This is a genomic window from Psychrobacter proteolyticus (genome assembly GCF_038155145.1).
GTDB lineage: Bacteria > Pseudomonadota > Gammaproteobacteria > Pseudomonadales > Moraxellaceae > Psychrobacter > Psychrobacter proteolyticus_B.
On sequence record NZ_JBAKAY010000009.1, the window covers coordinates 28,693 to 42,741 of the forward strand.

Sequence of the window (14,049 nt, forward strand, 5' to 3'; positions counted from 1 at the left end):
TACTTGTCTTATGCTGGATTTTTTGACTTAAATTTAAACGTTATATCAAGCCCTTTCGTTTCATATTGCGATAAACCACGATAATAATAAGCAGATTAGAAACCAGTATCCCAAGCTTAAACCAGTCAAACGGGCTAACGATCAGATAGTAGATTTCTATAGGAATAAATACCCCGTAGCCTAGTACCCCAAACCAATATGCCCATGTTTTGTCATGCCATAAGCCATAGGCTTCGAGGAAGCGCAAACTGGCATAAGCGAATATCAATAATAAAAACATCGGCCAGTTTTTACTTGCTTGCTGAGCAATACGTACGGCACTATCGATTTGCGGGGCAAGCATATGGCCGAAGCTGCGCTGCCAAGTAACGGTTGCCGTCGTCAGCCAATGCTCAAGATTGGTATGCCACCACCATAATGCCCCTGCTCCTAGTAACGCACCAATACCTTTTACTACCTCATAAATGGCCACTGCTTTGATAGACTCACTCGCCGTACTGCGCGATTTTTCTTGCTGACCATTCATGGTAACCCCTTTATCCTTCGAGGATGGCGGCAGACGGTCATCCTGTTGGGGCAAATTAGCCAAAGAATGTCTCCACAACACGTCCTTGCAAATGCTGATTGAAAAACGGCGTGTTTTTACCACTCGATAGCATAGATTGCGCGGTTACTTGCCACTCAAGATTAGGATCGACCAATACTGCACCGCCGATAGCTTCATACTGCTCACTAATACCTGCGATTTTTGCAGGATTTAGGCAGATTTTGTCTACCAGTTGCGAGAGTGTTAACACCTCATCATTGACCAGCTGACAAGCCAACGCCATAAACGTATCGAAGTTTGAAATACCTGGCGTACTTTCAGCAAATGGTGCTTTCTTAGCGGTGCTATTTAGTGGTTCGTGATGACTACAAATAGCATCGATAGTGCCATCTTTTAATCCACGGCGAATTGCCTGCTGGTCAGTATTACTACGTAGCGGTGGTAACACATATGCCTGAGCATTAAAGCCTTCAAGGTTATCATCAGTTAAATACAGCTGATGCATCGCAACATCACACGTAACAGGCAGACCTTTATCTTTTGCCCAGCGCATGAGCTCGATAGAGGACTTACAGGATAACTGGCTAAAATGAGCAGCGATTCCGGTCTCTTCCACCATCAATAGCTGCGTAGACAGTGCAACAGTTTCTGCAATCCAAGGAATCCCCTGCAGTCCATGATAAGAAGCAATATAGCCCTCATGTGCCACCCCATCTCCAGACAGACTTGGCTCATCAGGATAAAAGAATACTTTCATACCAAAGGTTGCTGCGTATTCTAGTGTGCGTAGCAATACTAAGTCATTGCGAAAAGGTCTACGCGCATTGGATACTGCGATACAGCCGCCCTTTTTAAGCCCTGCAATATTAGACGGTCGTTCGCCCTCTAATCCTGTGGTCAATGCACCCAAAATATGCAAATAAATCCCGCCATCACTCAAGGCGCGCTCACGTAAGCCTTTTAAGAGTGAGCCATTTTCTAAAATAGGATTTGTATCAGGCGGCGTCACCACATGCAAAAATCCATTACCACGAGCAGCGCTGCCTTCTGATTTTAGCGTACCATGTTGCTGCTGGCCTGGCTCACGCAGGCGCGCACATAGATCTACTAGTGGTGGTAATAACCACATCTCACGGCCAGAATTGAGTGTAGACAGTTTTTCTGTTGCAGTTTGTGGCAATGCATCTTTAAATGCTTTTGGTAAGTGGTCAAGAATGGGTGCATCAGTATTAAGCATGGTAGACATAACGTTATTACCGTATCAATAAAATGAAATAAATGAGCATAAGTCGCGCGGCAGGCTGTTACTTGCCAGCCGCTTGATGAGCACGTTGACCTTCCATTGCAAGCGACAAGACCGCCATGCGAATGGCAATGCCGTTATTTACCTGCTTTAAGATAACGGATTGCGCGCCATCAGCCACACTAGAGGCAATTTCAACACCGCGATTCATCGGCCCTGGATGCATCACTAATGCATCTGGCTTGGCAAGAGCTACGCGCTCTGGCGTGATCCCATAATGCTTATAATATTCACTTGAGGATGCCAATAGCGGCGAACCAATACGCTCATTTTGTATTCTTAATCCCATGATCACATCACAATCAGTGACGCACTCATCCATGTTTTCATATACTTGCACGCCAAAACGCTCAATGCCTTTAGGCAGTAGAGTACGCGGCGCACAAACACGGATGTCGGTCACACCTAGCGTTTGCAGTGCACTGATATCAGAGCGTGCCACGCGTGAGTGCTTAATATCACCAACGATTGCAATAGACAGCTCTTCAAATGGGCGCGGAGCTTCACGATGAATGGTCAACATGTCGAGCATTCCTTGAGTAGGATGCGCATGCCAGCCATCACCGCCATTGATAATAGCAATATCAGGCGTCACCTCTGTCGCCATAAAATGCGCGGCACCTGATGCTGAATGTCGAACTACAAAGATATCCGCAGTCATTGCCTGTAGATTCCACAGCGTATCGCGCAGACTCTCGCCTTTTTTGGTACTAGAACGTTCGATATCGATATTGAGTACATTGGCACCCAAGCGTTTTTCTGCGACCTCGAAAGTTGTCCGGGTACGAGTCGATGGTTCAAAAAACAAATTCATGACCGTATAGCCGTCTAACTCAGGACGATTGATTAGCTGTCCGTTTTCATCAAAGAAAGTCTCTGCTTTTGCGATAATAGCTTTGAGCTGTGCTTTATTAAGACCTTCAACACCTAAGAAATGCCTGATACTGCCATCGGTATTGAGCTGCGGACGACTCAATGAGGTATTGAGCCTTTGATGAATCGTATTGGGATCAAATTTTGCATAATCAGTCGGTGAGACTGGTTGTGTAGCGCTACTATCGATAGAATTTGACATAATGGCGAGTCTTTATTGTGGGTTTATATGAGTCTATAGTAATCACTTATTCATCTTTGTTCGATCATTTATCACTGATAGGCATAGATACAAAGGACATTTTGACGCTTATTTGCTACAATTTACCGTAATCAAATTCGACCAAAAAACAGCCTCAGCAGACAATCAGAAAGCGTGAGTAGACATGCTGTATTCTCATAGAGAATAATTCTGACAAAACTATAAATGAATAACAATAGATATAGTGTAGCCGATTTTGTGGTCGGGACAAAGATGCCCTATTAGCTATTTAAGAATTTACCTATTTCAGGTGTGCTAAATGCCACCTACTTCTTTACTTTGACACCTATCCGTTCTTTTACTTTCCATACCATTTATTAGGAAGCCTTATGACGACCTTAGCAGACTATCTAAACCAACATGACACTAGCCCTGCACTTAACGATGTGATTACCACTGTCACTGATGTCGGTAAGACGATTTCACAACTGCTCAGAAAAGGGGCTTTAGCAGATATTTTGGGCGAAGCAGGTAATCAAAACGTCCAAGGCGAAGATCAGAAAAAACTAGACGTACTAGCAAATGACTTACTGCTAGATGCATTGGCAAAAAACGCACATTGTGCTGGTGTCGCGTCAGAAGAGCTCGATGACGCGACTCCTGCTAATGACGATGGTAGCCTATTGGTGTTATTTGACCCATTAGATGGCTCATCAAATATCGACATCAATATGGCAGTAGGTACGATTTTTTCTGTTCTGCCGTATGGTCGTCAAGGTCAAACCAGTGAAAACAGCGACTATCTACAGGCAGGTAACAAACAGCTAGCAGCCGGTTATCTGCTATATGGTACCTCTACTGTCCTAGCGCTAACCATCGCTGATAAAGTCGTTATGTTTAGCCTAGATCCAGAGACGTCTGACTATGTGCTGATAGAAGACAATGTTCAAATCGATGCCGATACGAGTGAGTATGCTATCAATAGCTCAAACTATCGTTACTGGCGTGCACCGATGCAACAGTACATCGATGAGTTAATCGCTGGCGAGACAGGCGTACGTGGACGTGATTTCAATACACGCTGGGTAGCCGCTATGGTTGGTGACGTCCATCGTATTTTATGTCGCGGTGGTCTGTTCACTTATCCGTTTGATACCAAATACGCTCACAAAGCGGGTAAACTACGCTTGATGTATGAAGCCAACCCAATGAGCCTATTGATTGAGCGCGCGGGTGGCGGTGCGACAGACGCTGTCAATCGTATCCTAGATATCGAACCGACTGATATTCATCAACGTGTCCCTGTGGTACTCGGTAGCAAAAACGAAGTCAATTACGTGAAAGACTTACACGTCAATTATTCTGAAAAATAATTGATTGACGCACCTGTTAAGAATAGCCAGCAGAATGCTAAATTAATAATAGGTATTCTGCTGGTTATCTAAACAACTCCTTTACTCTTCTCTAAGCGATCCACTATGGTATTAAATCCCACCGAGCTGATTACCTCAGATAAGAACACAACCGTGAAGCTTGTAAAAGCACTGTTGTCCCAAGCACGCCAGCGTAAAAAAAACGGTCAGACAGTCATAGAAGGCGTCCATTTGATAGATGCTGCGCTACGTAGTGACTATCCTTTTGCTCAGATACTACTGTCTGAGTCAGCGCGTAGCCACCCTGAAGTTCAGCAGGTACTCACTCGCCTGCCCACTTATACGCCTATCCTCACTTTGTCAGACTCACTCTATGAGAGTATTCGTAGCTTGGGCACTGGCATCGATATCATGGCAATAATCAAAATACCAACGCCTGGCCTATCGATGATCGATGAAGACTGCCTAATTCTCAATGACGTACAAGATAGCGGGAATGTTGGTACGCTGCTACGCACAGCTGCAGCCGTTGGTATCCGCAATATTCTATGTACCAGTGCGACCGCTCAAGCTTGGTCTCCCAAGACGCTACGAGCAGGTATGGGGGCACAGTTTGCCCTGACTATTTATGAAGGCTTGAGTACGCAAGATATTTTGGATCACGTACAAGTGCCGCTTTTGGCGACTAGCTCACACACAGATACTATCATTTACGAGCACGATTTATCTGCGCCTGTGGCATGGATTATGGGTCATGAAGGCCAGGGCGTTAGCGACGAGCTAATGCAATGTGCCACGCCGATAGCATTACCGCAGCCAAACGGGCAAGAGAGCTTAAATGTAGCGATTGCAGGGTCTTTATGTCTGTATGAAACCTTACGCCAAAGACAATACTCTTAACGTCCTTTATAACTGCTATCAAAACCCTATCTATCAAGCATAAAAAAACCCACTACCAATTGATAGTGGGTTTTTTATACGTCTACTACTAATATAGTTAAAGAAGTCTAAAACGGATACAAGGCAGCCGACTGCAGACTGTACAAGTAGTACATCTAAGGAGGGTAACGCCGTAGCCGTTTAGTAGTTCTGTGACTATATATTAAACCTTGCTAGTTAGCTCAGGCAATGCTTCAAATAGATCAGCTTCTAAGAAGTAATCAGCAACGCTAGCGATAGGTGCTTCTGGGTCATTGTTGATAGCAACGATGACTTTAGAATCTTTCATACCAGCCAAATGCTGAATTGCACCCGAGATACCAGCTGCGATATATAGCTGCGGTGCAACGATTTTACCCGTTTGACCGACCTGCATATCGTTTGGTACATATCCTGCGTCAACAGCAGCACGTGATGCACCAACAGCAGCGCCTAGCTTATCAGCCAATGGCTCAATGTACTTGGTGAAGTTTTCACCGTTTGCCAATGCACGACCACCAGAAACAACGATACCAGCTGATGTCAATTCTGGACGATCAGACTTAGCCATTTCTTCGTTAACGAAGCTAGCTTTACCAGTTTCTTGTACGTTATCGATAGTTTCAACAGTAGCTGAACCACCTTCGCTTGCCACTGGATCAAACGCAGTAGTACGTACTGTTAGTACCACTTTGTCTTCTGTCGTTTTTACTGTTGCCGTTGCATTACCTGCATAGATAGGACGCTCAAACGTTTGCGCATCTACTACACCTGAGATTTCAGACAACATGCTGACGTCAAGTAACGCAGCAACGCGTGGCATAAAGTTTTTGCCAGTCGTGGTCGCAGCCGCTAGGATATGGCTGTAATCACCAGCGATATCAGCAACCAATAGCGCCACGTTACCTGCCAATTGATGCTCATAAGCAGCATTATCAGCCAATAGTACTTTAGTCACGCCTTCTGCTTTTGCCGCTTCATCAGCAACAGCTTGGCTACCACTACCAGCAACCAATACATGGATATCATCACCCATTTGTTTAGCAGCAGCGATCGTGTTTAAAGTTGCCTTTTTTAGACTGGCATTGTCATGTTCTGCATATACCAAAATTGCCATGGTTTTAGTCCTTTATATATTCGTATTATCTATTCATGCGGTTGTTTGTGTACAAAGCTATTTGAGCAACTATCGTTTAATATGAAATAAAGCAGTCAAACTTATAGCCTTCAAATTCTTAACCTTGTACAGGATATGCCGTAGCGAAGTATTCAATCATTAAAAAATTAAATGACTTTTGCTTCGTTTCTTAGCTTATCGACCAACTCATCAACTGACCCTACTGTAATACCAGCTTTACGGTCAGCAGGTGGCACGACTTTAATAATCTCTTGCTTAGATGTCATATCAACACCGAAATCAGCTGGCGTTTTCTCATCAAGTGGCTTTTTCTTCGCTTTCATGATGTTAGGCAATTTAGCATAACGTGGCTCATTCAAACGTAGATCAGTCGTGATAACCGCTGGCAAATCAAGTGCAACAGTTTGTAGGCCGCCATCGATTTCGCGCGTTACGTTTACTTTGTCGCCTTCAACTTTCACTTCTGATGCAAACGTACCCTGACCGATACCCATCAATGCTGCTAGCATCTGACCAGTTTGGTTGTTGTCATCATCAATCGCTTGCTTACCTAATAAGATAATATCAGTGCTTTCAGCTTCGGCGATACTTTTTAGAATCTTAGCAACTTGTAATGGATATGGTTTTTCGTCACTTACGACTAATACACCACGGTCAGCACCTAGCGCTAGGGCTGCACGAATCTGCTCTTGTGACTCTTTTGGACCGATTGAAGCAACAATGATCTCATCAATGACGCCAGCTTCTTTTAGGCGAACCGCTTCTTCTACTGCGATTTCATCAAAAGGGTTGATTGACATTTTAGTGTTTGATAAGTCAACGCCAGAGTTGTCGGCTTTTACACGAACTTTTACGTTATAATCAATGACACGCTTGACCGCTACTAATGCTTTCATACGTTCCTCGTTTATTAATGTTATGAGTTAAAAATTGTCAGTTAAGAACCAAAGGTTCATTGTGGTTCAAATTGTCGTTCAAAATACTGCTCAAGGTTATTACTACATCAACAGAATATAGTTAACTAAGAAAGATGAGCCAATATCTAAGAGCATATTAGCATTGTATCTCTTACTAATGAAATCTGCTAAAGCTAAGCCAACCGTTATTATCAGACCTATGTATCTTGCGTCAGCAGGCAGATAAGGTCAAGACAACGCCGTGAATAATGCGTCATAAATTTGTCAACACTCTATAATAAATACTCTATAAGCACATCGTTTCACGATTTTCATGGTTCAACAGCTTAAGATGCTCATACCCTTTATAGCATTCTAAGCCTTAGCTTTACTTAATATTTTGTTATTATTTATCTCTTCAAAGTTAACGGATAAGAATAGTTAATCGAGTCAGACCTGCGACTTACCATTCTTACTAGCACCAAGCAATAATTCGCTATCACGTATATCATCAAATAAAGACCAATCAGGTTCAATCTCATTATTCTTGATAACACTCATATCACCTGTCGTCTCCATAATCACTGCAAACACTTCTGTTTTCGCTTTGATACCATTTTTACGTAGCACTTCCTGAACATCACTAGTACTAAGATTGGCTTCTTTTAAGTTGTCTTCTAAATACTCACCATGAGCCATTAGGATAATAGCTTGATTGTCTATCAGTGCTTTTAGCGGTTTTATCTTACGTCTGATAACTGAAATAACGCCCTGAATTAAGAATAGCACTGCAACAGCAAACAATCCTTGAAATAGAGAGGGCTTATCTGACAATACCGTCGACGCCAATATACTACCAATACCGACCGTCATTGCAAAATCATGGCTTGATAACTTGGAAAAGCTGCGTAAACCCATCAATCGAGTAAACAGCATCAGCCCTACGTAAAAGCCTATAGCAGATAAAGAAATCCCGAGCACCTGTTGCCAGTCAATTGAAAGCCAGTTTTCCCACTTCATAATACAACCTTATCTATTACATCTTTATTAAATTATTGTTCGTTATTACCTGATGATATTAGTCGTCAAAATCAATAGCACCTTACATTACCAACACTTTGTCGTACCAAAAAAGTCCCATAAAAAAAGCAACCTGATAAGAGGTTGCTTCTTTTTAAAGTCGATACAGTATTTTTATTGTTTTAACAAACAAAGTAATCAATGCATATTGATAATCTTATTGTTATTAAGCTTTCTAGCAAGCAGTTAGCCTAACAATAAATGAGATTAGATAGCTTCGATTTGCTCAGCTTGTGGGCCTTTTTTGCCATCACCTAAGATGAAAGACACTTTTTGGCCTTCGGCTAGAGTTTTGAAACCGTTACCTTGGATAGCGCTGTAGTGAGCGAATACGTCTTGTCCGCCGTTGTCTTGAGCGATAAAACCAAAACCTTTAGCTTCATTAAACCACTTTACAGTGCCTTCAACTTTATCTGACATAAATTTTCCTGACTCTTTAACTGTTGGCGAGACTTGTGTCATCACCGATTAATTGATATATACCCTAATATTTTCTGCTAAATGCGGCGGCCAAAAATGCTAAATGTTCTTAAAGAAAATTTGAATTTTTTGCCTCAAATATTTTGAGTACAGTCTGATTATAACAGTTTTCCATGGTAGGAACAGTCTAAATTGCTGATTTTTGTAAATAAATACTAACTATTGTTGCAAGCTAACATCGATAGTAATCAGTTCCATATCTAATTGATATAAAATAGTTTTTATTTATAGATGTACTACAACTTCATCAGTAAACCACTAATTAAATAAGTCGACATAGATGATAGTAGGTTGGAATATCAGTTATTGCAATGGCGATGTTGGTAGCCATGCTGAACTCAATACAAGCAAACATAACGCAAAAAACACCAATGAAAATGACTGACTATAGGCAATATACTTGGCTGGAATGACTAAGTCTTTAGGAGAGTCAGGGATGCCTTTGCGCTTAAGTAGCTTGGTACCGTATATCCAACCAAAGGTCGTGTATATGCCATATGCTGCAGGCACTGCGATAGCTAATGGGGTCAAATCAATAACGTATAAAATCACCACTGATATGAAGAACCATAGAGTATCTAACAATGAACTGACTTTGAAGAATTTAGATTGAGGCAGTTTGCCATCGGTCTGTTTGAGCATCTCCCCTTCTATCCAAATTAAAACTGCTACCACAGCGCTAAGAGTAATATATACGAATTGCGGCGTTAGCCAGTCTGAATAAGATATTTGCACAGCATACAACCTATTATCTATAGAAAGTGAGAATGAAGCATCCATCCGCTTCGAATACTTAGAAACGAATGAGAACAACAATGAATGTTGATCTCAAAGTCGCTTTGGCCAATGTTAAGGTGCCTGCTTATATTGGGTAGCAATTAATGGTTTTCAACCAATAACCCTGATTCAAATCAAAGCGAAAAGCGCCTATCAAATACTTTGCATAAAAAAACCCATGCTATCAAGTGATAACACGGGCTACTGCATCTAAATCAGATTTTTATCTGAATAAGACTTTTATCTGTATAAAACTTAGTTTTTGTCTTTATCGATGATTTTGTTGCCGCCGATCCATGGCATCATGCCACGTAGCTTAGCACCAGTGATTTCGATTTGATGATCAGCGTTGTTACGACGACGCGCAGTCATTGATGGGTAGTTGGTTGCGCCTTCAGAGATGAACATCTTCGCGTATTCACCAGACTGGATGCGTTTTAGTGCATTACGCATCGCTTCACGTGACTGCTCGTTGATAACTTCAGGGCCAGTAACATATTCGCCGTATTCAGCGTTGTTACTGATTGAGTAGTTCATGTCAGCGATGCCGCCTTCATACATCAAGTCAACGATAAGCTTTAGCTCATGTAGACATTCGAAATAAGCCATTTCTGGTGCATAGCCTGCTTCTGTTAGCGTCTCAAAGCCCATTTTAACTAGCTCTACTGCACCCCCACAAAGTACGGCTTGCTCACCGAATAGATCCGTTTCAGTCTCATCTTTGAACGTTGTTTCGATGATGCCTGAACGACCACCACCAACACCAGCAGCATACGATAATGCTAACTGTTTGGCTTGACCAGAAGCGTCTTGATAGATAGCGATAAGATCAGGGATACCGCCGCCTTTAGCAAATTCTGAACGTACAGTATGACCTGGTGCTTTTGGTGCAACCATGATGACATCAAGATCGCCACGTGGTACAACTTGGTTATAATGAATCGCGAAACCGTGAGCGAAAGCTAACGTCGCACCTTCTTTGATGTTTGGCTCGATCACATCATTATAAAGCTCTTTTTGGAACTCATCAGGCGTCAAAATCATGATAACGTCAGCAGCTTTTACCGCTTCTTCTACTTCAGCAACTTTTAGGCCAGCATTTTCAGCTTTTTTCCATGAGCTTGAATTTGCACGTAGACCAACAGTTACATCGACGTCTGAATCTTGTAGGTTAAGCGCGTGTGCATGGCCTTGTGAACCGTAACCGATAATGGCAACTTTTTTACCTTGGATAATAGATAGGTCACAATCTTTGTCATAATAAACGTTCATAAATAGAGTCCTTGTTCTCAATCATGGCTTGCCATGGATAGTAAACGCTTATGCTGTAGTCAGTATAATAACTAAGATAAGCGCTTTGTTGATTAGATAAATAAATATTGGTTTAAACTGGTTTTGATAAACAATTAAATGCTTAGGGTTTTTTCACCGCGGGCAATACCGATCACACCTGAGCGAACCACTTCCATAATACGCTCACGGCCAATCACATCGATAAAACCATCAAGTTTGGCTTTGTCGCCCACGATTTGAATCGTATATAAGTTCGAATTTACATCGACGATTTGTGCGCGGAAAATATCTGCGCTACGTTTGATCTCTTCACGAACACCGCCTGTTGCACGGACTTTAATGAGCATCAATTCACGCTCAACGTGTACGTTCTCCGTCAGATTAAGCACTTTAACCACTTCAATCAATTTATGCAATTGTTTGGTGATCTGCTCAATTCTTTCAGGTGACGTAATGGTCGTAACCGTTAGACGTGAAATACTTGGGTCATCAGTAGGCGCGACGTTCAAAGTTTCGATATTGTAGCCACGTTGCGAGAACAAGCCGACTAACCGCGACAACGAACCCGCTTCGTTTTCCATCAATACCGAAATCAGATGTTGTTGTTGCATTAGGTACGCTCCCCTTTTGTTAACCACATATCACGCATGGCCTGTCCAGCGATTTGCATTGGATATACATGCTCATTACGATCGACGTAAACATCGATAAATACCAGTTTGTCTTTCATAGCCATTGCTTCAGCCAATTGTTCTTCCATAGTCGCAGGGTCAGTAATTTTGATACCGACATGACCATAGCTTTCAGCCAATTTGACAAAATCTGGTAAGGAGTTCATATAAGATTGGGCATGACGACCTTCATACAGCATATCTTGCCACTGCTTCACCATACCAAGCTGCGCATTGTTAATGTTCAGAATTTTAACTGGTAAGTTATACTGTAAGCAGGTCGATAGTTCTTGGATATTCATCTGAATAGAGCCTTCACCAGTAATACACACCACATCACGCTCAGGATTGGCAAGTTTGGCAGCCATTGCATACGGCAGACCAACACCCATGGTACCAAGACCACCTGAATTCAGCCATTGACGTGGCTCATTGTAAGTATAGTAAAGTGCCGCAAACATCTGATGCTGACCGACGTCACTTGTGATAATAGCGTTACTATTAGTCACTTTATCTAGAGCTTGTACGACACTTTGTGGCTTAATGCCATTGTCTGTGCTGGTGTCATAACGTAAGCCATGACGCTTACGCCACTCATTAATTTGTGACCACCAATCGAGCAATGCGTGCTGCTCTAACTGCTTGTCTTGACCAACAATCTCTAGCATGTCCGTTAAGACCGACTTCACATCACCTACGATAGGAACGTGCGCAAGAATCGTTTTTGAAATTGACGCAGGATCGATATCGATATGAATGATGGTTGCGTTAGGGCAGAATTTTTTAACGTTATTGGTCACACGATCATCAAAACGCGCGCCGACAGCTAAAATCACATCAGCGTGATGCATGCTCATATTGGCTTCGTAAGTACCGTGCATGCCAAGCATACCTAAGAACTGACGGTCAGAGCCAGGGAATGTACCAAGACCCATCAAGGTATTGGTCACTGGTAAATTCAGACGATGTGCAAGATCTGTCAACTCTTCGTGCGCATTGCTCCAAATCACACCGCCGCCTGCATATATAACAGGACGCTGCGCTGCTAATAGCGTTTCAATGGCTTTTTTGATTTGACCGCTATGGCCTTTGAGTGACGGCTGATACGAACGTATAAATACTTCTTCTGGATATTCATAAGCAAACTTTTCGCTAGGCGCCGTCATATCTTTTGGTACATCAATGACGACAGGGCCTGGGCGACCAGTCTGGGCAATATAAAATGCCTTTTTTACAATCATTGGAATTTCGCTAGCATGGCGTACCTGAAAACTATGCTTAACGATAGGACGTGATACGCCTACCATATCTGTTTCTTGGAAAGCATCTTCACCGATTAGGCTGCTTGGCACCTGACCTGCGATTACAACCATTGGTACAGAGTCCATAAAGGCAGTAGCAATAGCTGTCACGGTATTGGTCGCACCAGGGCCTGATGTGGCCAACACGACGCCAGTATTACCAGTCACTCGCGAATAAGCATCGGCCATGTGGCCCGCTGCTTGCTCGTGACGTACTAAGATGTGCTCAATATTTTCTTGCTGAAACAGCGCATCATAAATGTGTAAGACCGCGCCACCTGGATAGCCAAAGATGTATTCGACACCTTCGTCAGTCAGTGCTTGCACCAGCATTTCAGCGCCCGATAGCATCACAGGCTGTGCACTACCTTCTGCAAGACGTTGTTGCTTTTGTTCAAAATTTTTGGCGGCATTACCCGTTTGGGTATGTCCCGTCATGTTCGGACTTTGCGTGGTTTGCGTCACTGTCATCACCTTTTTTTGCGGCGAGAATTTGCGGGGTTCTATGAGTAAAAACAATTACTTACTGTCGTTATTTTCACTTACTGAATGATCGCTAATTCTTGTCCATATCAAGAATATCTGCCCAATAGGTTTAATTAAAACTGTCTCATAGGACAATACTAATCAAACATAGCAGTGTATTTTAGGTCAGCTTTGTGATGGATGTTTATCGATATACAGTGACAAGATGCGAGTGCATCTATAAAAGAAGAGGCTTATTATTGAGGTTCGATACTAGCAAGTACCTATTGTAACTTTATTTGTGTGACTTTATTTGTACAGATGCATCGATATACACAAGTAAAAAAACTTCATAGCCAATGCTAAATTATAAGATCTTTAGAACTTACAATAGGCTTTGGTGAAACCTCTTAACGGCATACTATATCGCTTTTGATACAACTGCTAAAAACACATTTAGCACATTTCAAATAATAAGTTTATCTTAGTCATTGTAGACAGATAAGTCCGGAGACAATGTATCGCTATCAATAGTGGGCGTTGTGCCACTATGCTTGCTATATCATTATCACAAAGGAAATAAAACTGCGTAAGCTACCGATAAGTAACTCGTAGTTCTCATTCTCAAGTGCCACGGCAACATCGTAAAAGCCGCTCACTGACCAATCAACTGCTATTATATTCGATGGTTTACGAGTTATTGTCAAGAAAAACTTCTAAAGCCTATCCCAA

Annotated in this window: 13 protein-coding genes; 2 read left to right on the forward strand and 11 right to left on the reverse strand. The window is 42.4% G+C overall.

The window, feature by feature from the left end; all coding sequences use genetic code 11:
• Positions 1-40: 40 nt before the first annotated feature.
• Genes V6252_RS11395 through V6252_RS11405 form a run of 3 tightly spaced genes read right to left on the reverse strand, consistent with a single transcriptional unit; the run spans position 41 to position 2,925 of the window.
• On the reverse strand, positions 41-526 hold the full coding sequence (locus tag V6252_RS11395) for a DUF2127 domain-containing protein (protein WP_370587262.1): 486 nt from the start codon (positions 524-526) through the stop codon (positions 41-43).
• A 55-nt stretch (positions 527-581) separates the two neighbouring features.
• Positions 582-1,793, reverse strand: a complete 1,212-nt coding sequence (locus V6252_RS11400) for a dihydroorotase (protein WP_341610532.1) — start codon at positions 1,791-1,793, stop codon at positions 582-584.
• A gap of 58 nt (positions 1,794-1,851) precedes the next feature.
• Complete coding sequence (locus V6252_RS11405; protein WP_114701674.1) at positions 1,852-2,925, reverse strand: aspartate carbamoyltransferase catalytic subunit; 1,074 nt, start codon at positions 2,923-2,925, stop codon at positions 1,852-1,854.
• 389 nt (positions 2,926-3,314) lie between these two features.
• Here V6252_RS11405 and V6252_RS11410 point away from each other — a divergent pair, with 389 nt between their 5' ends.
• Complete coding sequence (locus V6252_RS11410) at positions 3,315-4,298, forward strand: class 1 fructose-bisphosphatase (RefSeq protein ID WP_341610533.1); 984 nt, start codon at positions 3,315-3,317, stop codon at positions 4,296-4,298.
• Between the two features lie 105 nt (positions 4,299-4,403).
• On the forward strand, positions 4,404-5,198 hold the full coding sequence (locus V6252_RS11415) for an RNA methyltransferase (RefSeq protein WP_341610534.1): 795 nt from the start codon (positions 4,404-4,406) through the stop codon (positions 5,196-5,198).
• Positions 5,199-5,400: 202 nt separating this feature from the next.
• Here the strand turns inward: V6252_RS11415 and V6252_RS11420 are convergent, their stop codons facing one another.
• The 8 genes from V6252_RS11420 to V6252_RS11455 all read right to left on the reverse strand — a co-directional run bounded on the left by V6252_RS11420 (position 5,401) and on the right by V6252_RS11455 (position 13,203).
• Positions 5,401-6,333: an electron transfer flavoprotein subunit alpha/FixB family protein gene (locus tag V6252_RS11420; RefSeq protein ID WP_057758839.1), complete on the reverse strand. Its 933-nt coding sequence runs from the start codon at positions 6,331-6,333 to the stop codon at positions 5,401-5,403.
• A 167-nt stretch (positions 6,334-6,500) separates the two neighbouring features.
• Positions 6,501-7,250: an electron transfer flavoprotein subunit beta/FixA family protein gene (locus V6252_RS11425; RefSeq protein ID WP_057758837.1), complete on the reverse strand. Its 750-nt coding sequence runs from the start codon at positions 7,248-7,250 to the stop codon at positions 6,501-6,503.
• A 450-nt stretch (positions 7,251-7,700) separates the two neighbouring features.
• Complete coding sequence (locus tag V6252_RS11430) at positions 7,701-8,270, reverse strand: DUF421 domain-containing protein (protein WP_341610535.1); 570 nt, start codon at positions 8,268-8,270, stop codon at positions 7,701-7,703.
• Positions 8,271-8,537: 267 nt separating this feature from the next.
• Positions 8,538-8,750 (reverse strand): cold-shock protein, encoded by a 213-nt coding sequence (locus V6252_RS11435; protein WP_057758834.1) that lies wholly within the window; start codon positions 8,748-8,750, stop codon positions 8,538-8,540.
• Positions 8,751-9,113: 363 nt separating this feature from the next.
• Entirely contained in the window at positions 9,114-9,545 is a 432-nt protein-coding gene (locus V6252_RS11440) for a hypothetical protein (protein WP_101204855.1), read from the reverse strand.
• 297 nt (positions 9,546-9,842) lie between these two features.
• Complete coding sequence (ilvC, locus tag V6252_RS11445) at positions 9,843-10,859, reverse strand: ketol-acid reductoisomerase (protein ID WP_101204856.1); 1,017 nt, start codon at positions 10,857-10,859, stop codon at positions 9,843-9,845.
• Positions 10,860-10,993: 134 nt separating this feature from the next.
• Positions 10,994-11,491: an acetolactate synthase small subunit gene (ilvN, locus tag V6252_RS11450; RefSeq protein ID WP_057758828.1), complete on the reverse strand. Its 498-nt coding sequence runs from the start codon at positions 11,489-11,491 to the stop codon at positions 10,994-10,996.
• Entirely contained in the window at positions 11,491-13,203 is a 1,713-nt protein-coding gene (locus tag V6252_RS11455) for an acetolactate synthase 3 large subunit (protein WP_341610582.1), read from the reverse strand. Before V6252_RS11455 ends, ilvN begins: the two co-directional genes overlap by 1 nt.
• Positions 13,204-14,049: the final 846 nt, after the last annotated feature.

What these genes read in the sequence shown, in the direction of transcription:
- V6252_RS11400 (WP_341610532.1), bottom strand. Translation starts at nt 1,793, where the DNA reads ATGTCTACCATGCTTAATACTGATGCACCCATTCTTGACCACTTACCA.
- V6252_RS11410 (WP_341610533.1), top strand. Translation starts at nt 3,315, where the DNA reads ATGACGACCTTAGCAGACTATCTAAACCAACATGACACTAGCCCTGCA.
- ilvN (WP_057758828.1), bottom strand. Translation starts at nt 11,491, where the DNA reads ATGCAACAACAACATCTGATTTCGGTATTGATGGAAAACGAAGCGGGT.
- V6252_RS11415 (WP_341610534.1), top strand. Translation starts at nt 4,404, where the DNA reads ATGGTATTAAATCCCACCGAGCTGATTACCTCAGATAAGAACACAACC.
- V6252_RS11425 (WP_057758837.1), bottom strand. Translation starts at nt 7,250, where the DNA reads ATGAAAGCATTAGTAGCGGTCAAGCGTGTCATTGATTATAACGTAAAA.
- V6252_RS11420 (WP_057758839.1), bottom strand. Translation starts at nt 6,333, where the DNA reads ATGGCAATTTTGGTATATGCAGAACATGACAATGCCAGTCTAAAAAAG.
- V6252_RS11435 (WP_057758834.1), bottom strand. Translation starts at nt 8,750, where the DNA reads ATGTCAGATAAAGTTGAAGGCACTGTAAAGTGGTTTAATGAAGCTAAA.
- ilvC (WP_101204856.1), bottom strand. Translation starts at nt 10,859, where the DNA reads ATGAACGTTTATTATGACAAAGATTGTGACCTATCTATTATCCAAGGT.
- V6252_RS11395 (WP_370587262.1), bottom strand. Translation starts at nt 526, where the DNA reads ATGAATGGTCAGCAAGAAAAATCGCGCAGTACGGCGAGTGAGTCTATC.
- V6252_RS11430 (WP_341610535.1), bottom strand. Translation starts at nt 8,270, where the DNA reads ATGAAGTGGGAAAACTGGCTTTCAATTGACTGGCAACAGGTGCTCGGG.
- V6252_RS11455 (WP_341610582.1), bottom strand. Translation starts at nt 13,203, where the DNA reads ATGCTATCGGGCGCTGAAATGCTGGTGCAAGCACTGACTGACGAAGGT.
- V6252_RS11405 (WP_114701674.1), bottom strand. Translation starts at nt 2,925, where the DNA reads ATGTCAAATTCTATCGATAGTAGCGCTACACAACCAGTCTCACCGACT.